The following is a 20,710-nucleotide window of genomic DNA, read 5'->3' on the forward strand; positions in this document are numbered from 1 at the left end:
AGAACGGCGGGGTCCGTCCGGGCCGCCGGCGGGACGTCGGTCTGCCGCGCGGGTCAGACGACGCCGTCCGCGCGCAGCGCCGCCACCTCCTCGGCGGTGCGGCCCAGTTCGGTGAGGATCGCCTCGGTGTGCTCGCCCACCGCCGGTACGGGGTCCATGCGCGCGGGCAGGTCCGCGAGGTCGGCCGGCGGGAGCAGGGCCTCCACCGTGGCGCCCGGCACCCCGACCTCGGTCCAGCGTCCGCGCGCGGCCAGCACCGGGTGGTCCAGGAACGCGGCGACGTCGTTGACCCCGGCGCAGGCGATGCCGATGCGCTCCAGGTCCTTGAGGATCTCGTCGGAGCCGGAGCGGGCGAAGCGGCCGGCGACGACGGTGTTGAGCTCCTCGCGGTGGGCGACCCGGTCGGAGGCGGTGGCGAAGCGCGGGTCGTCGACCAGCTCCGGCCGGCCGAGGAACTCCGCGCACAGCGCCGCCCATTCCCGCTCGTTCTGGATGGAGAACAGCACCTCCTTGCCGTCGGCGGCTGTGTACGTCCCGTACGGCGCGATCGTGGCGTGCTGGGTGCCGAGGCGCGGGGGCTGGGTGCCGCCGTGCCGGGTGTAGTAGGCGGGCTGGCCCATCCACTCCGCGAGCGCCTCGAACAGGGACACCTCCACGGGGTGGGCCTCGCCGGTGACCGCGCGGGTGTACAGGGCCGTGAGGATGCCGCTGTAGGCGTACATCCCGGCGGCGATGTCGGCGACGGAGATCCCGGTCCGGGCGGTGTCCTCCGGGGTGCCGGTCAGCGACACCAGCCCGGTCTGGCACTGCACCAGCAGGTCGTACGCCTTGCGGTCCGCCCAGGGGCCGGTCGTGCCCCAGCCGGATATCGTGCACGCGATCAGGTCGGGGCGGCGGCCGGTGGCCCCGGCGGTGTCCATGCCGAGCCGGGCGGCGGCGCCCGGGGCGAGGTTCTGCACGAAGACGTCGGCGCCGTCGAGGAGATCGTGCAGGATCTCGCGGCCGCGCGGGTCCTTCAGGTCCAGCGTGAGGGACTCCTTGGACCGGTTGAGCCACACGAAATAGCTGGAGTGGCCGTGCACGGTCGTGTCGTACCGGCGGGCGAAGTCACCGCCGCCGGGCCGCTCCACCTTGATGACACGCGCACCGAGGTCGGCGAGCTGCCGGGTGGCGTAGGGCGCGGCCACGGCCTGCTCCAGGCTGACCACCGTGATCCCGGCCAGGGGGTACCGCTGCACGCTCATGCGTGATGCTCCTGAACGTCGTACGGGAGGGCGCCCGGACAGTGTCCCCCAGGGGGAGGGCGACGGCATGGGCGCCCCGGCCCCCACCCCCGCACCCGAGCCGTCAGCGGCTCGCCGCGCCGCACCCGGCCGCCGGCCTGCTGCGTGAGACGACGCGTGTCCCGGCCCCGTCGACGACCCGGACCTGCAGCGAGCCGCATCCGCAGCGCGTCCACTCCGTGCGGCCCGTCGCGGTGGTGTGCCGGGACAGCACCTGGAACGGCTCGCCCCCGTCCGGCCATCCGCAGTGCGGGCAGGCCGTGGCGTCGGTGCTGTTCATGAAGGGACTCCTCGTACGTCGTGGCTGGTTGACCGTCGCGACACAGCCAGGGTGCGTCGAGGTCTCCATACGCGTCCAGGTTGACTTTGTGGACGGCATTGTGAAGCGTAGCCTTCATGATTGACCTGCGCCGACTGCACGTGCTCAGGGCGGTCGCCCACTACGGCACGGTCACCGCTGCCGCCCGGGCCCTGCACTTCACCCCGTCCGCCGCCTCCCAGCAGATCCGGCAGCTCGCCCGGGACCTGGACGTCGACCTGCTGGAGCCGCAGGGGCGCGGGGTCCGTCTCACCCCGGCCGCCGAGAGTCTGCTCGCGCACGCCGACGCCATCCAGGCCCGCTGGGACCAGGCCGAACTCGATCTGCGGGCCGACCACGGGGCGCCCTCCGGGGTGCTGCGGGTGACCGGCTTCCCGGTGGCCGTCTCGGTGCTGCTGGCGCCGATGGCGGCCCGGCTGGGGGAGCGGCATCCGCGGCTGTCCGTGCGGATCACGGAGGCAGGTGTCCCGGAGAGCTTCGACCTTCTCTTCGAGGGTGTCAGCGACCTGGCGATCGTCGAGTCCACCCCGCACAACCCGCCGCTGAGCGACGCGCGGTTCGACCAACGGCCGCTGCTGGACGACCCCTTCGACCTGGTCGTCCACGAGGAGCACGGGCTCGCCGGGCGGACCCGGGTCGACCTCGCGGAGGCCGCGTGCGAGCCGTGGATCGCGCCGGTGGAGGAGAGCCCCTGCCGCCCGCACGTACTGTCCGCCTGCGGCGCGGCCGGATTCACCCCGGACGTCGTCCACCACGCCCTGGACTGGAACGTCGCCGCGCACCTCGTCGCCCACCGGCTCGGTGTGGCCCTCGTCCCGCGCCTGGCCCACCTGACGCCGCACCTGCCGATCGTCCGCGTCCGCTGCACCGGCAACCCCCACCGCAAGCTCCTGACCTGCACGCGCGGCGGCGGCCACGCCCGCCCGGCCGTCGCGGCGGCCCTCGACGAACTGCGGGACCTGGCGCCCACGGCGGTCGCCTGAACAGCGGTCCGACACTCACGGCCACTCACGGCCACGCCAGTCACGGCCGCTCACGACGGGGACACGCGAAGACCGGGGGCACCTCCAGCGCGGACCGGCGCTCACCCCCCGGGCGACTCCCCGGACGACCCCCCGGGCGCCCCCACGCGCAGGGCGTCCATGATCAGATCCAGCAGCCGGGTCGCGCGCGACTGCCAGTCACCGCGGGGGTCGATCGTCCAGAGGCCGCCGATGGCGAGAAAGAGGTCCTCCGCGGTGATCCCCGGGCGGATGGTGCCGGCCCGCTCGGCGGCGCGGAGCAGCAGTTCGGCCGCCTCGGTCACCGGGGCGTGTGCCGGTTTCTCGGGCTTCCCGGGGGCGCTGGTGGCCTGGCGGATGGCGTCGGCCAGGCCGGCCTTGGTCATGGCGAACCGGGCCAGGCGGTCCATCCACTCGCGCAGCGCCCGGTCGGGTTCCCGGCTCTCCAGCAGGGGTGCCGCTGATTCGGCGACCTGCCGCATCTCGTGGCGGTAGATCTCCATCACGAGTGCCTCGCGGCTGGGGAAGTGGCGGTAGAAGGTCCCCTGCCCGACGCCCGCCTTCCTGGCGATCGCGCTCAGCGGGGCGTCCGCGGCACGTGTCAGTTCGACCACGGCCACCTCCAGGATGCGCTCACGGTTGCGCTGCGCGTCCGAGCGCAGGGGAGCGCCCTTCCTCTGCGGCACTCGCCCTCCTCGCGTGGTGGCCGAAACCCGGTGCTTGTTAAGCGGACATGTGTCCACTACGTTTTCCGGGTAAGCGGACAACTGTCCGATTGTTGCATCGTATCGGCGTGCCGTCCGCGCGGACAGCCCCTGCCGACCGCCTCCGGAAACGGCACCCGGAAACGGCCGCACCCGTGCGGACCGTGCCCGGCCCGCCCCGCATCCTGCCTGGTTGCGGACCGGCTCCGCCACCGGCACGCCCTGCCTGCCGACCTTGTGATGTGAGAGAGAAGGCTTCCATGCCCCCATCGACGTCCAGCGACCTCACCCTGTCCGTCAACGGCGAGAAGTACACGCTGACCGTCGACCACCGCACGACCCTGCTCGACGCCCTGCGCGAGCGACTGGACATGACCGGCACCAAGAAAGGCTGTGACCAGGGGCAGTGCGGCGCCTGCACGGTCCTGGTCGACGGCCGCCGGAGCGTGTCCTGCCTGCAACTGGCGGTGGCGGCCGAAGGCCGCGAGATCACCACCATCGAGGGCGTGGCCGAGGGCGGAGAACTCCACCCGGTGCAGCAGGCGTTCCTCGACCTGGACGGCTTCCAGTGCGGTTACTGCACGCCGGGACAGATCTGTTCGGCCATCGCCGTGATCGAGGAACACGCGGCCGGCTGGCCGAGCGCCGCCACCGGTGACGTACGGCCCGAGGCCGGACCGCCACCACTGACCCCCGAGGAGATACGCGAGCGGATGAGCGGCAACCTGTGCCGCTGCGGCGCCTACGTCTCGATCGTCCAGGCCGTGGCCCGGGCCGCCGAGGCCAAGGGGGCCGCGGCATGAGGGAGTTCGGCTATCAGCGGGCGTACGACGTCTCCGGCGCCGTGGCGCTGCTCGACGGCGACCCGGACGCGCGCTTCCTGGGCGGCGGCACCAACCTCGTCGACCTGATGAAGACCGGCGTCGAACGGCCCGCCCTCCTCGTCGACGTGCGGGAACTGCCCCTGAACCGCGTCGAGTCCACCCCGGACGGCGGTCTGCGCATCGGGGCCACCGTCACCAACAGCGACCTGGCCGCCCACCCCGAGGTGCGCCGCCGCTACCCGGCGCTGGCGCAGGCCGTGCTGGCGGGCGCTTCCGGACAGCTGCGCAACATGGCCACCGTCGGCGGGAACCTGCTCCAGCGCACCCGCTGCGGCTACTTCGCCGACGTCACGGCCAACTGCAACAAGCGCGTTCCGGGCAGCGGTTGCCCCGCCATCGAGGGCGAGCACCACAACCACGCCGTCCTCGGCGCCTCCGACCACTGCGTGGCGACCCATCCCTCCGACATGGGCGTGGCGCTGGCCGCCTTCGACGCGGTCGTGTCGTACGAGACGGCGGACGGGCCGGGCGAAGTGCCGCTGACGGACTTCTACCTGCCGGTGGGGGAGACCCCGCACCGGGAGACCGTCCTGCCGCCGGGCGCGCTGATCACCGGCGTCACCCTGCCGCCCGCCCCGGTGGCCGCCGTCTCCCGCTACCGCAAGGTCCGCGAGCGGGCCTCGTACGCCTTCGCCATCGGCTCGATCGCCGCCGCGCTCGACGTCCAGGACGGCCGCGTCCGCGAGGTGCGTCTGGCCTTCGGGGCGGTCGCCTCCCGCCCCTGGCGGGCCCGGGCGGCCGAACGCGTCCTGACCGGCGCCCCGGCCGACGCCGAGACCTTCGCGGCCGCCGCGGACGCCGAACTCGCCCAGGCGAAACCGCTGCCCCACAACGGATACAAGGTGACCCTGATGCGCAACCTCGTCGTCGCCGTGCTCAGCGAACTCGCCGAGGAGGCCACCCGATGACCACCGCCACCAGGGGAGCCGTCGGCACCCCGCACACCCGCGTCGAGGGCCGCGACAAGGTCACCGGAGCGGCTCGCTACGCCGCCGAGATCCCCTTCGCCGAACTCGCCCACGGCTGGCTGGTGCTGTCCACCGTCGCCCGCGGCCGCGTCCGGGCCGTCGACACCGAGGCCGCCCTCGGGATGCCGGGCGTCCTCGCCGTGCTGCACCACCACAACGCCCCGCGCGTCGACAGCGACTTCGTCGGACTGCTGGGCGTCCCGCCGGACCCGACCGCCGCCCTCTTCCAGCACGACCGCGTGCCCCATCTGGGCTGGCCGGTGGCGCTGGTCGTCGCCGAGACGTCCGAGCAGGCCCGGGAGGCCGCCGAGACCCTCGTCGTGCGGTACGACCAGGAGCCGCACGACGTCGCGTTCTCCGCCGGGCGCGAGTCCGAGGCGTACACGCTCGACGGGCACGGGCCGGCCGTGGTCGAGAAGGGGGACCTGGCGGACCGGCTCGCGGCGTCGGCGGTCGTGGTGGACGCCGAGTACACCACGCCGGAGGAGTACCACAACCCGATGGAGCCGCACGCGGCGACGGCCCGGTGGGAGGGCGGCCGGCTGGAGGTCGTCGACTCCAACCAGGGCACCACCTGGGTCGCCGGCGAACTCGCGAACCTCTTCTCCCTCGACCCGGCCTCCGTGCGGGTGCGCTCCGAGCACGTCGGCGGCGGGTTCGGCAGCAAGGGCGTCCGGGCGCACCAGGTGGCCGCCGTGATGGCCGCGACCGTCCTGCAGCGCCCGGTCAGGGTCGTCATGACCCGCCGCCAGATGTTCTCCCTCGCCGGCTACCGCAGCCCCACCGCCCAGCGGGTCCGGCTCGGCGCCGACGCGGACGGGCGGCTGCGCGCGCTGGAGCACCGCTCCCTGAACCAGACCTCGGCCGTGCACGACTTCGTCGAGCCGAGCGCCGCGGCGAGCCGGGCGATGTACGCCGCCGACGCCCACCACACGGCCAGCCGGATCCTGCGGCTCGACGTGCCCACGCCCACGTGGATGCGCGCCCCGGGCGAGGCCCCCGGTTCGTTCGCGCTGGAGTCGGCGCTCGACGAGCTGGCGGAGCGGTGCGGTGTCGACCCGATCGAGCTGCGGGTGCGCAACGAGCCCGAGGTGGGTCCCGTGTCCGGGCTGCCGTTCGGCAGCCGCAACCTGATCGCCTGCTTCCGGGAAGGCGCGCGCAGGTTCGGCTGGGCCGACCGTGATCCGCGCCCCGGCGTCCGCCGGGACGGACGCTGGCTGCTCGGCACCGGAACGGCCGGCGCCTCGTTCCCCGTGGTGGCCATGCCGTCCACGGCCGCCGTGACCGCGGAGGCGGACGGCACCTTCACGGTCCGGGTCAACGCCGCCGACATCGGCACCGGCGCCCGGACCGCGCTCACCCTGGTCGCCGCGGACGCGCTTCAGGTCCCGACGGACCGGGTCCGGGTGCGGATCGGGGACAGCGACCTCGGCCCCGCGATGATCGCGGGCGGCTCGATGGGCACCCGTTCCTGGAGCTGGGCCGTCCGGACGGCAGCCGAGGAGCTGCGCGGGAGCCTCGCGCCGGGCGCCGACATCCCGCCGGAGGGCGTCACCGTACGGTCGGACACGACGGAGGCCACCGGGGCCCTCGCCCAGAAGGAACGGCACTCCTACGGGGCGCAGTTCGCCGAGGTCGCCGTCGACCCCGCCACCGGTGAGGTCCGCGTGCGCCGCATGCTGGGCATCTTCGCGGCCGGCCGGATCGTCAACCCGCTGACCGCCCGCAACCAGCTCGTCGGCGGCATGGTGTGGGGCCTGTCCATGGCCCTGCACGAGGAAGCCGTCCGGGACCGGGCGAGCGGCGGTGTCTACGGCGCCGACCTCGCGGGCTACCACGTCGCCGCGCACGCCGACGTCCCGCACATCGAGGCCGACTGGGTCGACGACCCCGACCCGGACGACCCGGTCGGCATCAAGGGCATCGGCGAGGTCGGCATCGTGGGGGCCGCGGCGGCGGTCGCCAACGCCGTGTGGCACGCGACCGGCGTACGCCACCGGAACCTGCCGATCCGGCCCGACCGGGTGCTGCTGGCGGGCGGCGATGCTTGATCTCGCCGGGCCGCTGCGCGAGTGGATCGAACAGGGCCGGGACTTCGCCGTCGCCACGGTCGTCGCCGTCGGCGGCAGCGCCCCGCGCCCTCCCGGCGCCGCCCTGGCGGTGTCGGCCGACGGCACGGCCATCGGCTCGGTCTCCGGAGGATGCGTGGAGGGAGCGGTGTACGACCTGTGCGTCCAGGCCCTGCGGGACGGCGCGACGCTCGTCGAGCGGTTCGGCTACAGCGACGAGGACGCGTTCGCGGTCGGGCTGACCTGCGGCGGGACCATCGACGTCATGGTCGTCCCGTACACCGCGGGGCGTTCGGTCGAGGGGGCCGCGCTGTCCGCCGCCGCCCGCGGTGAGCCGGTGGCGCTGGCCCGGGTCGTCCGGGGCCCGGCCCGCCTCCTCGGCCGGGCGCTGCTCGTCCGCCCGAGCGAAGCGAACCGGGGAGCCTCCGGGGCGGAGCCGGGGGGAGGCTCGTCCGAAGGTGGTCTGGGCGGCGGCCCGGACCTGGACCGCACGGCGGTCGCCGAGGCCCGCGCCCTGCTGGACGGCGGACGCACCGGCACGGTCGAGGTCTCGGAGGACGGCTCGCACTGCCCGGGCGGTCTCACCCTGCTCGTGGAGTCGGCCGTGCCCCCGCCCCGCATGATCGTCTTCGGTGCGATCGACTTCGCGGCGGCTCTCGTCCGGGCGGGCAAGTTCCTCGGCCACCACGTCACCGTGTGCGACGCCCGCCCGGTCTTCGCCACCCGGGCCCGCTTCCCGGAGGCCGACGAGATCGTCGTGGACTGGCCCGACCGCTACCTGCGGCGTACCGAGACCGACGCGCGCACGGTGCTGTGCGTACTCACGCACGACGCGAAGTTCGACGTGCCCCTGCTGGCGGAGGCGCTGCGGCTGCCGGTCGCGTACGTCGGCGCGATGGGCTCCCGCCGCACCCATGAGGACCGGGAGCGGCGGCTGCGGGAGGCGGGCCTGGGCGAGCCGGAGCTGGCCCGGCTGAGGTCGCCGATCGGCCTCGACCTGGGCGCGCGTACGCCCGAGGAGACCGCCGTGTCCATCGCGGCGGAGATCATCGCGGCCCGCCACGGCGGCACGGGGGCGCCCCTGACCGGCTCGGACGCACCGATCCACCGGGCCGGGCGGGAGGCTTCTCCCCAGCCGGTGTGAGGCACAGCGCGCCGACGCGCCGGAGGGACCGGAGCCGTGACGGCTGCGGTCCCTCCGTGGCGGACGGGCGGGTGCCGGTCAGGCCGCGGCCGGCTCCGAGGCCTGGCCGTGCAGACGGGCGATGACCTCGGTCAGCTGCGCGGCGACCTCGGCGTCGTCGGCCGGGTGCGTCTCGGCGAAGCGGGTCATCGAGCCGGGGATGGACAGCTTGACGTCCTCCAGCACCTTGCCGCCGGCCACGCCCACGGACTTGCGGGTCTCGTCGTGCGCCCAGACACCGCCGTACTGGCCGAAGGCGGTGCCGACCACCGCGACCGGCTTGCCGCTGAGGGCACCGGCGCCGTACGGGCGGGACAGCCAGTCGATGGCGTTCTTCAGGACGGCCGGGATGGTGCCGTTGTACTCCGGCGTGAACAGGATCAGGCCGTCCGCGGCGTTCGCGGCCTCGCGCAGGCGCTCGGCGGCGGCCGGAACACTGCCCTCGACGTCGATGTCCTCGTTGTAGAACGGGATCTCGGCCAGGCCCTCGAACAGCTCCACCTCGGCACCCTCGGGGGCGAGCTTGACGGCCGCCTCGGCGAGCTGGCGGTTGTGCGAACCGGCGCGAAGGCTGCCGACGAGGGCGAGGATACGAACAGACATGCTGACTCCCACGTATATGAAAAGACCGCAGTGAAACACTGCCGTCACGATCCGGACCGGGGTCCGTTTAATGTTCTAGCATCCTAACCGGACCGCGGTCCAGTTTTGTTCCCGATGCTTTACGCTGGCTTCATGTCCGCCGCCTCGCCGCCCCTCCCGACGCCCCAGGAGCCCGTCGACCACCCGGAGCTGCTCCAGCTCGGCACCGCCCTGGAGGCCCACGAGCCGTGCCTGCGCGCCGACGCCGCGCGCAACCGTGCCCGGCTGCTGGAGGCCGCGGCACGGCTGGTGGCGGAGCGCGGTGCGGAAGCCGTCACGATGGAGGCGGTGGCCGCCGCGGCCTGCGTCGGCAAGGGCACCGTCTTCCGCCGCTTCGGCGACCGCACCGGCCTGCTGACGGCGCTGCTCGACCACTCCGAGAAGAAGTTCCAGGCCGCGTTCCTCGGCGGCCCGCCGCCGCTCGGCCCCGGAGCGCCGCCCGTGGAGCGACTGCGGGCGTTCGGCTGCGCGCTGCTGCGCCGTTCCGCCGACGAACTGGAGCTGCAACTGGCCGCCGAGCCGGGCGCGAACCGCCGCTACATCAACCCGGCCCGCCGCGTCCTGCGGCACCACGTGGAGATGCTCCTGCGCCAGGCGGTCCCCGGCGCGGACTGCGAGCTCCTCGCGCACACCCTGATGGGCCAGCTCGACCCGGCCCTGATCCATCACCTGACCAAGCAGTGCGGGATCCCCCTGTCCCGCCTGGAGGCCGCCTGGACAGACCTGGTCGACCGCGTGACGGGCACGCGCCCCGCCTGCTGACAGCGCCCGCCGCATGCCGTGAACGCTCACGGATTCGTCACAACTCCCCCGCCGGAAGCGCGCATTGGGGCTTCTGCCAAGATGCCGTACGTCATGGTGCAGATACCGAAAACGCCCGCGCTCCCGTCCCCCGCGCCGTCGCGCTCCGTCCCCACGAGCGCCGACGTGGCCCGCCTGGCCGGCGTCTCGCGCGCGACCGTCTCCTACGTCCTGAACAACACCAGCGCCGTACGGATCAGCGAACCCACCCGCCGCCGCGTCCACGAGGCCGCGAAGGAACTCGGCTACGTACCGCACGCGGCGGCCCGCAGCCTGCGCGCCGGGCACAGCCGGATGGTGCTGATCCCCGCGCCGACCTTCCCCGTGGGCCCGCTCTACAGCCGGTTCCTCGCCGACCTCCAGAGCGCGCTCGGCGTCCTGGACTACACGGTCGTGCAGTACGGCACCGGCGGCCCGCACGGCGACGAAGCCGCCCGCGCCTGGGCCGAGTTACGGCCCGTCGCCGTGCTCGTACCCGGCTCCGGACTCGGTCCGTGCGGGGTGGCGGTGCTCAAGCGCTCCGGGGCCCGGGCCGTGGTCACTCTCGGCCCCGAGACCATCGAGGGCGCGCACGCCCTGCTCATGGACCACGACGTCGTCGGCCACACCGCGGGCTCCCACCTCTACGACCGCGGCCGGCGCCGGATCGGCGTCGTCGTCCCCCAGGAGCCCGGCCTGGAGGCGTTCTCCGCGCCCCGGCTCGACGGTGTGCGCCAGTCCCTGCGGGGCACGGACGCCACGCTGACCGAACTGCCCCTGGCCTACGAGGAACAGGCCGCCGCCCGCCTCGCCGCCCGCTGGCGGAGCCTCGGTCTGGACGCCGTGTTCACCTACAACGACGAGTACGCGATGCTGCTGATGCGGGCCCTGCAGGACGAGGGCATCCGCATCCCCGAGGAGACGGCCGTGATCGGCGCGGACGACCTGATGCTCGGCCGGCTGCTGCGGCCCCGGCTGACCACGGTCCGCCTGGAGCTGCCCTCCGGCCAGGAACTGGCCGAACTGGTCGACCGCGCGGTCCGCAAGCCCGGCACCGAACCCGAGACGCACAAGGTACTGGGCGCGACGGTGCTGCACCGCGAGTCGAGCTGACGTGCGGGCGGACCGCTCCCGTGCCTACGGTCGATGAACGAGGGACGGTCCGCCCCGCCCCACCCGCCACACGGCTAGGATGTTGCATGCTCAACCAAATGGGGGCGCGTTCGCAGGCGGGCCGCGGCACGCACGGCCGCGCCCGCTCCGCGCGTCCCGCCATGTGACCGCCGAACCGGCCGCGCACGCACGGGACTTCCGCCCACCCGTCAGCCGGTGACCGATCGATCGGAGAGCCGTCATGCCGTTGCTCGACCCCAGGAGCTGGCAGCCCGACCCCCTCACGGGCCCCGGATACAGCGTCACCGAGCCCGCCACCGGCCAAGTCCTCGCCGGCCTCACCCTCGCCACCCCCGAGGACGTGGGGGCCGCCGCCGGACGGGCCGCGGCCGCCCAGCGCGCGTGGGCGAGCGCCCCGCACTTCGCCCGCGCCGCCGTGCTCCGCAAGGCGGGCGACCTGTTCAGCGAGCACGCCGACGAACTGCGCGCGTGGCTCGTCCGCGAGTCCGGTTCGGTGCCCGGCAAGGCCGACTTCGAGCTGCACGTCGCCGCCCAGGAGTGCTACGAGGCCGCCGCGCTCGCCTCCCGCCCGGCCGGCCAGGTCCTGCCCAGCGAGGCCCCGCGCCTGTCGTACACGCGCCGCGTCCCGGCCGGCGTGGTGGGTGTGATCTCCCCGTTCAACGCCCCGCTGATCCTGTCCATCCGCTCCGTCGCGCCCGCCCTGGCGCTGGGCAACGCGGTGCTGCTCAAGCCGGACCCGCGCACGGCCGTCTGCGGCGGGCTGTCCCTCGCCGCGGTCTTCGCCGCCGCAGGCCTGCCGCAGGACCTGCTGCACGTGCTCCCCGGCGGCCCGGACGCCGGTCAGGCCCTGGTCGCCGACCCGCGCGTGCCGGTCATCTCCTTCACCGGCTCCACCGCCGCCGGACGGGCCGTGGGAGAGGCGGCCGGCCGTCACCTCAAGCGGGCGCACCTGGAACTCGGCGGCAACTCGGCCATGATCGTGCTGGAGGACGCCGACCTCGACGCGGTGATCTCCACCGCCGCCTGGGGCTCGTTCTTCCACCAGGGTCAGATCTGCATGACGACCGGACGCCATCTGGTGCACGCGTCCCTGTACGACGAGTACGTCGCGCGGCTGGCCGCCAAGGCCGATTCGCTCGCCGTCGGCGACCCGTACCGCGACCAGGTCCACCTGGGTCCCATCATCGACTCCGGACAGCTCGCCAAGATCAGCGGCCTGGTCGAGTCCAGCAGGGCCGCGGGCGCCAAGGTCGCCGCGGGCGGCACGCACGACCGGCTGTTCTACCGGCCGACGGTCCTCGCCCACGTCGGCGACCACACCCCGGCCTACACGGAGGAGGTCTTCGGCCCCGTGGCGCCCGTCCGGCCCTTCGACACCGCCGACGAGGCGGCGGCCCTGGCCGCGCAGAGTCCGTACGGCCTCTCCCTGGGCATCGTCACCCGGGACCCGGCCCGGGGCCTGGACCTCGCCGAGCGCATCCCGACCGGCATCGTCCACATCAACGACCAGACCGTGAACGACGAGGCCGTCGCGCCCTTCGGCGGAATCGCCGCCTCCGGCACCGGCGCCCGCTTCGGCGGCGAGGCCAACCTGGAGGCCTTCACCGAACTGCGCTGGACGACGGTGCGCGGAGACGTCGCTCCGTACCCCTACTAGAGGCCCGGCCCGCCGGCCGGCCGGGTCCGTTACTCGGCCGGCTGCTGGGCCTGCTGCTCGGCGATCGCCTTGCGGACCTCGTCCATGTCCAGGTTCCGGGCCTGCCCGATGACGTCCGTCAGAGCGGCCTCGGGCAGCGCGCCCGGCTGCGCGAACACGGCGACCTGGTCACGGACGATCATCAGCGTCGGGATCGACTGGATACCGAAGGCCGCGGCCAGCTCCGGCTGCGCCTCGGTGTCCACCTTGCCGAACACCAGGTCCGGGTTCTCCTCCGCCGCCTTCTCGTAGACCGGGGCGAACTGCTTGCACGGCCCGCACCAGGACGCCCAGAAGTCGATCAGGACGAACTCGTTGTCCGTGACCGTCTGGTCGAAGTTCTCCTTGGTGAGCTCCACGGTGCTGCTCATGGCGTAAATCCCTCTTCCTGGTGTGGGGTCAAGCCGTCGGCACAACACGGCCGACCGGACACGTATTCCGCGCCCCTACCCATGTGGCCAGGGTGCACACCACCCACCAGACTGACCCCATGACGGAAACGGAAACCAACACGTACGACGTCGTGGTGCTCGGGGCCGGGCCCGTGGGGGAGAACGTCGCCGACCGCACCCGCGCCGCCGGGCTGACCACCGCGGTCGTGGAGAGCGAGCTCGTCGGCGGCGAGTGTTCCTACTGGGCGTGCATGCCCAGCAAGGCCCTGCTGCGGCCGGTCATCGCCCGCGCGGACGCCCGCCGCGTGCCGGGCCTGAGCCAGGCGGTGCAGGGCCCCCTCGACGCGGCCGCGGTCCTCGCCCACCGGGACTACTACACCTCCCACTGGAAGGACGACGGCCAGGTCGGCTGGCTCGACTCCATCGGCGCCGACCTCCACCGCGGCCACGGGCGGCTCACCGGTCCCCGCACGGTGACGGTCACCGGCCCCGACGGCGGCGAGACGGTCCTGACCGCCCGGCACGCCGTCGCCGTCTGCACCGGCAGCCGCGCCGCCCTGCCGCCGCTGCCCGGACTGGACGAGGTCCGGCCCTGGACCAGCCGGGAGGCCACCAGCGCCAAGACCGTGCCCGGCCGGCTGATCGTCGTCGGCGGGGGTGTGGTCGCCACCGAGATGGCCACCGTCTGGCAGGCCCTCGGCTCGAAGGTCACCCTCCTCGTCCGCGGCAAGGGCCTGCTCGCCCGGATGGAGCCCTTCGCCGGGGAACTGGTCGCCGAGTCCCTCACCGAGGCGGGCGCCGACGTCCGTACCGGCACGTCGGTGGAGTCCGTGACCCGCGAGAACGGCACCGTGGTGGCCGTCACCGACAAGGGCGACCGCGTCGAGGCCGACGAGATCCTCTTCGCCACCGGCCGCGCCGCGCGCACCGACGACATCGGCCTGGAGACCATCGGCCTGGAACCCGGCTCCTGGCTCGACGTCGACGACAGCCTCCGCGTCACCGGCCACGACTGGCTGTACGCGGTCGGCGACGTCAACCAGCGCGCCCTGCTCACCCACCAGGGCAAGTACCAGGCCCGCATCGCGGGCGCCGCCATCGCCGCGCGGGCGACCGGGGAGACCCTGCTGGCCCAGCCGTGGGGCGCCCACGCGGCGACCGCCGACCACGCCGCCGTCCCCCAGGTCGTCTTCACCGACCCGGAGGCCGCGGCCGTCGGCCTGTCCCTCGCCGAGGCCGAACAGGCCGGCCACCGGGTGAAGGCCGTCGACGTCGACCTGTCCTCCGTCGCGGGCGCGGGCCTGTACGCCGACGGCTACAAGGGCCGCGCCCGCATGGTCGTCGACGTCGAGGACGAGATCCTGCGCGGCGTGACCCTCGTCGGCCCCGGCGTCGGCGAACTCATCCACTCCGCGACCGTCGCCGTCGCCGGCCAGGTCCCGGTCAGCCGCCTGTGGCACGCCGTCCCCGCGTACCCGACGATCAGCGAGGTCTGGCTGCGGCTGCTGGAGTCCTACCGGGACAGCTAGGACATGCCTCGGGACAGCTGGGACATCCGCTCAGGCCAAGGACACCAGCTCCAGGTACTCCTCGTCCCACAGGTCCTCGTCCGCGTCCGGCAGGAGCAGGACGCGGTCCGGGCGCAGTGCCCGGATGGCGCCCTCGTCGTGCGTGACCATGACGATCGCGCCCGGGTACGTACCCACCGCGGCCAGGACCTCGGCGCGGGAGGCCGGGTCCAGGTTGTTGGTGGGCTCGTCCAGGAGCAGCACGTTCGCGCCCGAGTGCACCAGACCCGCCAGGGCCAGACGGGTCTTCTCACCGCCGGAGAGGACGCCGACGCGCTTCTCGGCGTCGTCCCCGGTGAACAGGAACGAGCCGAGGACCTGGCGGACCTCGCCGTCGGTGAGGTGCGGGGCGGCATCCGCCAGGTGCCCGCGGACCGTCGACTCCGGGTCGAGGGTGTCGTGTTCCTGCGCGAAGTAGCCGAGGCGCAGCCCGTGCCCGTGGACCACCCGGCCGCTGTCGGGCGCGTCCTGCCCGGCGAGGATCCGCAACAGGGTCGTCTTCCCGGCGCCGTTGGGCCCGAGCACCACCAGCCGGCTGCCCCGGTCGACGGCGAGATCGACGCCGCGCAGCACCTGCCGCTCGCCGTACGACCTGGTCAGGCTGACCGCGCCGAGCGGGATCCGGCCGCAGGGCGCCGGCTCGGGCAGCCGGATCCTGGCGGTCTTCTCGGCGCGCCGGGCCGGTTCGAGGTCGGCGAGCATACGGTCCGCGCGGCGCGCCATGTTCCGCGCGGCCACCGCGGTCGACGCCCGGGCCCGCATCTTGCCCGCCTGGGCGTGCAGGGCGGCTGCCTTGCGCTCGGCGTTGGCCCGCTCCCGCGTCCGCCGCCGCGCGTCGGCGTCCCGCCGTTCGAGATACGTGTCCCAGCCGGTGTTGTGGATGTCGAGCGCCGCCCGCCCCGGGTCCAGGTGGAAGACCCGGTTCACCGTGGCGGCCAGCAGGGACGTGTCGTGGCTGATCATCACCAGCCCGCCCTGATGGCTCGTCAGGAAGGTGCGCAGCCAGGCGATCGAGGCCGCGTCGAGGTGGTTCGTCGGCTCGTCCAGCAGCAGGGTGCCGTGCCCGGCGAAGAGGATGCGGGCCAGCTCCACGCGGCGGCGCTGCCCGCCGGAGAGCGCGCCGAGCGGCCGGTCCGCCAGCTCCGCCGGCAGGCCGAGCCCGGCGACGACCCGGGCGGCCTCCGCCTCGGCCGCGTAGCCGCCGCGCGCCTGGAACTCGGCCTCGGCGCGCACATAGGCCCGCATCGAACGCTCCGTCCCGTCGGCCATCGCGGCCTCCGCGCGGCGCAGCGCCCGTACGGCCCGGTCGAGGCCGCGCGCGGACAGGATCCGGTCGGTGACGGTGACCGACTGGTCGGCGGCGCGCGAGTCCTGCGGGAGATGACCGACGTCGCCGGTACGGACGACGGTCCCGGCGGCGGGCCGCAGCGTGCCCGCCAGGGTGTGCAGCAGGGTTGTCTTCCCGGCGCCGTTGCGGCCGACCAGGCCGACGCGGTCGCCGGGGGAGATGTGGAAGGAGACGCCGGACAGCAGCAGACGCGCGCCCACGCGCACGTCGACGTCACGAACGGTGATCATGAGAAAACGCTCCGAACAAGCAAGAGGACACACGGGTGGCGTGGAAGCGGGTCCTCGGCTAGGAAATTCGGGGCGTAGACATGCGGCCACGGTAAGGGAAGCGCCGCGTCGGACGCCTCCGGTTTTTTTCTTGTCGCTACGGCAGTTCGAAGCCGAGCGCCCGCGCGGCCTCGTGAGGCGTCGGCTGCGCCCAGCGCTCCGCCACCGCCTGGTGGGAGGAGAGCGACCGCGACTCGGCCCGGTCCAGGTACAGCACCCCGTCCAGATGGTCCGTCTCGTGCTGCACGATCCGCGCGGGCCACCCCGTGAACACCTCGTCCAGGGCGCGCCCGTGCTCGTCCTGCCCGGTCAGCCGCACCGCGCCGGGCCGCGCCACCACCGCCTGATACCCCGGCACACTCAGGCAGCCCTCGAAGAACGCGGCCCGCGCGCCACCGACGGGCTCGTAGGCGGGATTGACCAGCACCCGGAACGGCTGCGGCACCCGCCCGCGCGCCGCCCGCACCTCCTCCGGCACCGGAGCCGGATCCTCGATCACCGCGATCCTGAGTCCCACGCCGACCTGCGGCGCCGCCAGCCCGACCCCCGGCGCCGCGCGCATGGTGACCCGCAGGGCCTCGACGAAGCGGGCCAGCAGCGTGGGGTCCAGCTGACCGTCGTACGGCTCGGTGCCGCGCCGCAGTACCGGGTCACCGGCCGTGACGATGGTCAAGGGGCCGTCGCCGGCGAGGAGTTCCTCGACCCGCTCGGCCAGGGGTGCGCGATCACTCGGAGTTCCCATCGCGTCAGGATGACACGGCACCCTCCCCCTTCGAGTGGCGCAGGTCACACACCTCCTTCGGGAACTGGACGCCCCTCCACTCCGACTACTGCACCGCAACGGCCAAGAAGACGTCCCCCGGGAGAAGCCCGCCGATGACCACCGCTCCCTCGACCACCACGGACGAGGCCCCGCGACCAGCCGCCCCGGCACCGTCGAAGAACAGCTGGGCCCCGCTGCGTCCCCTCGTCCTGCGCCTGCACTTCTACGCAGGGGTGCTGGTGGCGCCGTTCCTCCTCGTCGCCGCCGTCACCGGCCTGCTGTACGCCGCCTCCTTCCAGGCCGAGAAGATCGTCTACGACCACGAGCTGACCGTCCCCGTCGGCGAGCGGAAGCTGCCGATCAGCGAGCAGGTCGCCGCCGCCCGCAAGGCCCACCCGGAGGGCACGGTCTCGGCCGTACGCCCCTCACTCGAGGACGACGCGACGACCAGGGTGCTGCTGTCCGGCGTCCCGGGCGTCGACGAGGGTCACACGCTCGCCGTCTTCGTCGACCCCTACACCGCGAAGGTGCGGGGCGCCCTCGAACAGTACGGCGCGACCGGCGCGCTGCCCCTGCGCACCTGGATCGACGAGTTCCACCGGGACCTCCACCTCGGAGAACCGGGGCGCCTGTACAGCGAGTTGGCGGCCAGCTGGCTGTCGGTGATCACGGCCGGCGGGCTGGTGCTGTGGTTCTCCCGCCGGCGTGCCCTGCGCAAGGTGCGGGGGACGAACGGGCGGCGCCGCACGCTCGGACTGCACGGCGGCGTCGGCGCCTGGGCGGCGGCCGGGTTCTTCTTCCTCTCGGCGACCGGTCTGACCTGGTCGGCCCACGCCGGGGCCTCCATCGACGAGCTGCGGACCTCGCTGGGCCAGGCCACCCCGTCGGTGTCGGCCGCGGCGGGCGGTGAACACGCCGGTCACGGCTCCGCCGCCGGACAGGCGGGGGACGCCGCGCACGGCGTGGGCCTGGACAAGGTCCTGGCGGCGGCGCGGGCCGAGGGCCTCGGCGACCCGGTGGAGATCGTGCCGCCCGCCGACGCGAACTCGGCGTACGTCGTCAAGCAGGTCCAGCGCAGCTGGCCCGAGAAGCAGGACTCCGTCGCGATCGACCCGGCCAGTGGTGAGGTCATGGACGTCCTGCGCTTCGCCGACTACCCGGTGCTCGCCAAGCTCACCCGGTGGGGCATCGACCTGCACACCGGCGTCCTGTTCGGCCTGGCCAACCAGATCGCCCTGATGCTGCTCGCGCTCTGTCTGATCCTGCTGATCGTCTGGGGCTACCGCATGTGGTGGCAGCGCGGCCGCGGCACCGCCTTCGGCCGGCCGGTCCCGCGCGGCGCCTGGCAGCAGGTGCCGCCGCAGATCCTGGTGCCGCTGCTGGCGGTGACCGCCGTACTCGGGTATTTCCTGCCCCTGTTCGGCATCCCGCTGGCGGTGTTCCTCGCCGTCGACATCCTGCTGGGCGAGATCGCCTACCGGCGCGGACGGCGCTCGTACGGCCCCGGGGCCCCCGCGCAGTAGCCGACCCGCCGACCTCCAGGGACGCACAGGTGCCCCAGCTCCCAAGGAGCCGGGGCACCGTCGGCCGCGTGGCGGTCGGAGCTGCTCGAAGTCACGCGCGGGGCTGCTCGAAGTCACCCGCGAGCGCCGAGGCGATCCGCAGGTGCGACTCCGCCTCCTCGTGCCGGTTCTGCCGCTGGAGCGTACGGCCCAGCATCAGCCGGGCGTAGTGCTCGACCGGGTCCCGCTCGACGATCGTCCGCAACTCGGCCTCGGCGCGCCGCAGTTGGGCCGAGTGGTAGTAGGAGCGCGCCAGCAGCAGGCGCGGCCCGGTCTGCTCGGGCGCCTCCTCGACCAGCCCGACCAGGACGCGCGCGGCGGCGGCGTAGTCCTTGGCGTCGAAGAACAGCAGCGCGCGCTCCCAGCGCTCCGCCGGTGTTCCGTGGGCGTAGTAGGTCTCGTCGTGGGTGGTGTTCACGGGTGGCCTCCTTCGAGGCCGACAACCGAACCTGTTGGTTCAATATTCCACTACTCGGTGAGGCCGGCCGGCTCGGCGTCCGCCCGCTCCTTGATCAGGCTCAGCACCCGGGCGGGCGACGGTGACGCGCTGACGCGGGGGCCTCGGCCGCACTAGGTTGGGCGCCATGAGCAATCTTGAGCGCGAGGCGGTCCCCGCCCTGTGCGGTGGCCGTGGCTTCGTGGTGGCCGAGCCGGTGCGTGAACTCCTCAGCCCGCGCCGCGTGAAGCTGGGCGAGTCCAGCGAGGTCCGCCGGCTGCTGCCCAACCTCGGCCGCCGGATGGTCGGGGCCTGGTGCTTCGTCGACCACTACGGCCCCGACGACATCGCCGACGAGCCCGGCATGCAGGTGCCGCCGCACCCCCACATGGGCCTGCAGACGGTGAGCTGGCTGCACGAGGGCGAGGTGCTGCACCGCGACTCCACCGGCAGCCTCCAGATGATCCGCCCGCGCGAGCTGGGCCTGATGACCTCCGGCCGGGCGATCAGCCACTCCGAGGAGAGCCCCCGCTCGCACGCCCGTTTCCTGCACGGCGCGCAACTGTGGGTCGCCCTGCCGGACGGCCACCGCCACACCGACCCGCGCTTCGAGCACCACGCCGACCTGCCGGTCGTCGCGGGTCCGGGCATCAAGGCGACCCTGATCCTCGGCGACCTCGACGGCGCGAGGTCGCCCGGCACGGCCTACACCCCGATCGTCGGCGCCGACATCGCCCTGGCCCGGGGCGCTGACGTACGCCTGCCCCTGGAACCGGACTTCGAGTACGCCGTCCTGTCCATGTCCGGCGAGGCCCACGTCGACGGCGTCCCGGTCCTGCCCGGCTCGATGCTCTACCTCGGCTGCGGCCGCAGCGAACTGCCCCTGCGGGCGGAGTCGGACGCGGGCCTGATGCTCCTGGGCGGCGAGCCGTTCGAGGAGGAGCTGATCATGTTCTGGAACTGGATCGGACGGTCGCAGGAGGAGATCGTACAGGCGCGGCGGGACTGGATGGAAGGGTCGAGCTTCGGGGAGGTGAAGGGGTACGACGGGGATCCGTTGTCGGCTCCCGAACTGCCGACGACGCCTCTGAAGCCGCGGGGAAGGGTTCGCTGACCTGCGAAAATGGCTGATTCGCCGGTGACGGGTGGGTGGCTCGCCGCAGTGTTTGTCTTCAGCAGTTCCATCGCGTGCGGGAGGGCGGCTGGGTTCGTAGCAAGCCTGATGCGCGGTGCTGCGCCATTCCACGGTGTCGCCGTCTGTGGGCGCCTGTGGCAGGACTGTTGCTAACCCTTTGCTAACTCTACTGACACACCATCAGATGTCATCAGACTAGTGTCCTGCTGTTGCGGCGGTAGGGCGGTCGCTGCAGGCTGGGTGGCCATCGGACGGATTCCGGCTTGGCGAGTAACCGAGTCACACGCCGGTACAGAGACTTGATGATCGGCCTATCGGCTTGTGGAAGTTCCACAAGGTGGGTGGTCCCAGCGGGAGCGCCCTTGGTGCTGCTCCCCTGAGGGATGCTGTGGCGAAATGACTCCAGCAGGTTCTTTGCCGGCAAGAAGGTCACCATCATCGGTTTGAGCAAGCCCAGCGCCGACATGCACGAGCGCCTCGCCGGACAGCTGACCGGCAGCCACGGACTGGACCGGCCGCCCTTCCCCGACGGACGTAGCGGGGGAGTGCGGCCTTCTCTCCACGGGCCGAGCCC

Annotated in this window: 19 protein-coding genes; 11 read left to right on the forward strand and 8 right to left on the reverse strand. The window is 73.6% G+C overall.

What is annotated here, in order from left to right:
• Positions 1-53: 53 nt before the first annotated feature.
• A complete protein-coding gene (locus tag ABZ386_RS12675; protein WP_358964712.1) occupies positions 54-1,244 on the reverse strand; it encodes a CaiB/BaiF CoA-transferase family protein in 1,191 nt (396 codons plus the stop codon).
• Positions 1,245-1,347: 103 nt separating this feature from the next.
• Entirely contained in the window at positions 1,348-1,563 is a 216-nt protein-coding gene (locus ABZ386_RS12680; RefSeq protein ID WP_358964713.1) for a hypothetical protein, read from the reverse strand.
• 116 nt (positions 1,564-1,679) lie between these two features.
• Here ABZ386_RS12680 and ABZ386_RS12685 point away from each other — a divergent pair, with 116 nt between their 5' ends.
• On the forward strand, positions 1,680-2,585 hold the full coding sequence (locus tag ABZ386_RS12685; protein WP_351333123.1) for a LysR family transcriptional regulator: 906 nt from the start codon (positions 1,680-1,682) through the stop codon (positions 2,583-2,585).
• A gap of 101 nt (positions 2,586-2,686) precedes the next feature.
• On the opposite strand, the gene ABZ386_RS12690 is transcribed toward ABZ386_RS12685, so the two are convergent.
• Positions 2,687-3,289 carry a helix-turn-helix domain-containing protein gene (locus ABZ386_RS12690; protein ID WP_351333121.1) on the reverse strand — a complete coding sequence of 201 codons (603 nt, stop codon included), beginning with the start codon at positions 3,287-3,289 and terminating at the stop codon, positions 2,687-2,689.
• 278 nt (positions 3,290-3,567) lie between these two features.
• Here ABZ386_RS12690 and ABZ386_RS12695 point away from each other — a divergent pair, with 278 nt between their 5' ends.
• Genes ABZ386_RS12695 through ABZ386_RS12710 form a run of 4 tightly spaced genes read left to right on the forward strand, consistent with a single transcriptional unit; the run spans position 3,568 to position 8,372 of the window.
• Positions 3,568-4,110, forward strand: coding sequence for a 2Fe-2S iron-sulfur cluster-binding protein (locus ABZ386_RS12695; protein ID WP_351333119.1), 543 nt, complete (start codon positions 3,568-3,570; stop codon positions 4,108-4,110).
• On the forward strand, positions 4,107-5,099 hold the full coding sequence (locus ABZ386_RS12700) for a xanthine dehydrogenase family protein subunit M (RefSeq protein ID WP_351333116.1): 993 nt from the start codon (positions 4,107-4,109) through the stop codon (positions 5,097-5,099). Before ABZ386_RS12695 ends, ABZ386_RS12700 begins: the two co-directional genes overlap by 4 nt.
• Positions 5,096-7,210: a xanthine dehydrogenase family protein molybdopterin-binding subunit gene (locus ABZ386_RS12705; RefSeq protein ID WP_356617709.1), complete on the forward strand. Its 2,115-nt coding sequence runs from the start codon at positions 5,096-5,098 to the stop codon at positions 7,208-7,210. Before ABZ386_RS12700 ends, ABZ386_RS12705 begins: the two co-directional genes overlap by 4 nt.
• Positions 7,203-8,372: an XdhC/CoxI family protein gene (locus ABZ386_RS12710; RefSeq protein ID WP_355727622.1), complete on the forward strand. Its 1,170-nt coding sequence runs from the start codon at positions 7,203-7,205 to the stop codon at positions 8,370-8,372. Before ABZ386_RS12705 ends, ABZ386_RS12710 begins: the two co-directional genes overlap by 8 nt.
• Positions 8,373-8,450: 78 nt before the next feature.
• On the opposite strand, the gene ABZ386_RS12715 is transcribed toward ABZ386_RS12710, so the two are convergent.
• Positions 8,451-9,014: an NAD(P)H-dependent oxidoreductase gene (locus tag ABZ386_RS12715; protein WP_355727620.1), complete on the reverse strand. Its 564-nt coding sequence runs from the start codon at positions 9,012-9,014 to the stop codon at positions 8,451-8,453.
• Positions 9,015-9,146: 132 nt separating this feature from the next.
• Between ABZ386_RS12715 and ABZ386_RS12720 the strand changes: the two genes are divergently transcribed.
• The 3 genes from ABZ386_RS12720 to ABZ386_RS12730 all read left to right on the forward strand — a co-directional run bounded on the left by ABZ386_RS12720 (position 9,147) and on the right by ABZ386_RS12730 (position 12,624).
• Positions 9,147-9,815, forward strand: a complete 669-nt coding sequence (locus ABZ386_RS12720) for a helix-turn-helix domain-containing protein (protein WP_351333108.1) — start codon at positions 9,147-9,149, stop codon at positions 9,813-9,815.
• Positions 9,816-9,908: 93 nt separating this feature from the next.
• Positions 9,909-10,946 (forward strand): LacI family DNA-binding transcriptional regulator, encoded by a 1,038-nt coding sequence (locus ABZ386_RS12725; RefSeq protein WP_351333106.1) that lies wholly within the window; start codon positions 9,909-9,911, stop codon positions 10,944-10,946.
• Between the two features lie 241 nt (positions 10,947-11,187).
• Positions 11,188-12,624: a benzaldehyde dehydrogenase gene (locus tag ABZ386_RS12730; protein ID WP_358964714.1), complete on the forward strand. Its 1,437-nt coding sequence runs from the start codon at positions 11,188-11,190 to the stop codon at positions 12,622-12,624.
• 29 nt (positions 12,625-12,653) lie between these two features.
• On the opposite strand, the gene trxA is transcribed toward ABZ386_RS12730, so the two are convergent.
• Positions 12,654-13,034 (reverse strand): thioredoxin, encoded by a 381-nt coding sequence (gene trxA / locus ABZ386_RS12735; RefSeq protein ID WP_351333102.1) that lies wholly within the window; start codon positions 13,032-13,034, stop codon positions 12,654-12,656.
• 119 nt (positions 13,035-13,153) lie between these two features.
• Here trxA and ABZ386_RS12740 point away from each other — a divergent pair, with 119 nt between their 5' ends.
• Positions 13,154-14,584 (forward strand): NAD(P)/FAD-dependent oxidoreductase, encoded by a 1,431-nt coding sequence (locus ABZ386_RS12740; RefSeq protein ID WP_351333100.1) that lies wholly within the window; start codon positions 13,154-13,156, stop codon positions 14,582-14,584.
• A 30-nt stretch (positions 14,585-14,614) separates the two neighbouring features.
• On the opposite strand, the gene ABZ386_RS12745 is transcribed toward ABZ386_RS12740, so the two are convergent.
• Both ABZ386_RS12745 and ABZ386_RS12750 read right to left on the reverse strand, forming a co-directional pair.
• Complete coding sequence (locus ABZ386_RS12745) at positions 14,615-16,201, reverse strand: ABC-F family ATP-binding cassette domain-containing protein (RefSeq protein WP_351333097.1); 1,587 nt, start codon at positions 16,199-16,201, stop codon at positions 14,615-14,617.
• Between the two features lie 136 nt (positions 16,202-16,337).
• Positions 16,338-16,982: a peptide deformylase gene (locus tag ABZ386_RS12750; RefSeq protein WP_351333094.1), complete on the reverse strand. Its 645-nt coding sequence runs from the start codon at positions 16,980-16,982 to the stop codon at positions 16,338-16,340.
• 134 nt (positions 16,983-17,116) lie between these two features.
• On the opposite strand from ABZ386_RS12750, the gene ABZ386_RS12755 reads away from it, so the two are divergent.
• Positions 17,117-18,526 (forward strand): PepSY domain-containing protein, encoded by a 1,410-nt coding sequence (locus tag ABZ386_RS12755; protein WP_358964715.1) that lies wholly within the window; start codon positions 17,117-17,119, stop codon positions 18,524-18,526.
• A gap of 91 nt (positions 18,527-18,617) precedes the next feature.
• On the opposite strand, the gene ABZ386_RS12760 is transcribed toward ABZ386_RS12755, so the two are convergent.
• The gene (locus ABZ386_RS12760) at positions 18,618-18,983 is read right to left on the reverse strand and encodes a tetratricopeptide repeat protein (RefSeq protein WP_356617704.1); all 366 of its coding nucleotides are present in this window, start codon (positions 18,981-18,983) and stop codon (positions 18,618-18,620) included.
• Between the two features lie 166 nt (positions 18,984-19,149).
• Here ABZ386_RS12760 and ABZ386_RS12765 point away from each other — a divergent pair, with 166 nt between their 5' ends.
• A complete protein-coding gene (locus tag ABZ386_RS12765; protein WP_356669322.1) occupies positions 19,150-20,115 on the forward strand; it encodes a pirin family protein in 966 nt (321 codons plus the stop codon).
• Positions 20,116-20,710 lie beyond the last annotated feature (595 nt).

The sequence above is a fragment of the Streptomyces sp. NPDC006140 genome, assembly GCF_040628815.1.
Lineage (GTDB): Bacteria > Actinomycetota > Actinomycetes > Streptomycetales > Streptomycetaceae > Streptomyces.

Coding starts and splice junctions, on each gene's coding strand:
- ABZ386_RS12765 (WP_356669322.1), top strand. CDS start 19,150: ATGAGCAATCTTGAGCGCGAGGCGGTCCCCGCCCTGTGCGGTGGCCGT.
- ABZ386_RS12675 (WP_358964712.1), bottom strand. CDS start 1,244: ATGAGCGTGCAGCGGTACCCCCTGGCCGGGATCACGGTGGTCAGCCTG.
- ABZ386_RS12680 (WP_358964713.1), bottom strand. CDS start 1,563: ATGAACAGCACCGACGCCACGGCCTGCCCGCACTGCGGATGGCCGGAC.
- ABZ386_RS12725 (WP_351333106.1), top strand. CDS start 9,909: ATGGTGCAGATACCGAAAACGCCCGCGCTCCCGTCCCCCGCGCCGTCG.
- ABZ386_RS12750 (WP_351333094.1), bottom strand. CDS start 16,982: ATGGGAACTCCGAGTGATCGCGCACCCCTGGCCGAGCGGGTCGAGGAA.
- ABZ386_RS12700 (WP_351333116.1), top strand. CDS start 4,107: ATGAGGGAGTTCGGCTATCAGCGGGCGTACGACGTCTCCGGCGCCGTG.
- trxA (WP_351333102.1), bottom strand. CDS start 13,034: ATGAGCAGCACCGTGGAGCTCACCAAGGAGAACTTCGACCAGACGGTC.
- ABZ386_RS12745 (WP_351333097.1), bottom strand. CDS start 16,201: ATGATCACCGTTCGTGACGTCGACGTGCGCGTGGGCGCGCGTCTGCTG.
- ABZ386_RS12715 (WP_355727620.1), bottom strand. CDS start 9,014: ATGTCTGTTCGTATCCTCGCCCTCGTCGGCAGCCTTCGCGCCGGTTCG.
- ABZ386_RS12710 (WP_355727622.1), top strand. CDS start 7,203: ATGCTTGATCTCGCCGGGCCGCTGCGCGAGTGGATCGAACAGGGCCGG.
- ABZ386_RS12685 (WP_351333123.1), top strand. CDS start 1,680: ATGATTGACCTGCGCCGACTGCACGTGCTCAGGGCGGTCGCCCACTAC.
- ABZ386_RS12740 (WP_351333100.1), top strand. CDS start 13,154: ATGACGGAAACGGAAACCAACACGTACGACGTCGTGGTGCTCGGGGCC.
- ABZ386_RS12730 (WP_358964714.1), top strand. CDS start 11,188: ATGCCGTTGCTCGACCCCAGGAGCTGGCAGCCCGACCCCCTCACGGGC.
- ABZ386_RS12755 (WP_358964715.1), top strand. CDS start 17,117: ATGACCACCGCTCCCTCGACCACCACGGACGAGGCCCCGCGACCAGCC.
- ABZ386_RS12695 (WP_351333119.1), top strand. CDS start 3,568: ATGCCCCCATCGACGTCCAGCGACCTCACCCTGTCCGTCAACGGCGAG.
- ABZ386_RS12705 (WP_356617709.1), top strand. CDS start 5,096: ATGACCACCGCCACCAGGGGAGCCGTCGGCACCCCGCACACCCGCGTC.
- ABZ386_RS12720 (WP_351333108.1), top strand. CDS start 9,147: ATGTCCGCCGCCTCGCCGCCCCTCCCGACGCCCCAGGAGCCCGTCGAC.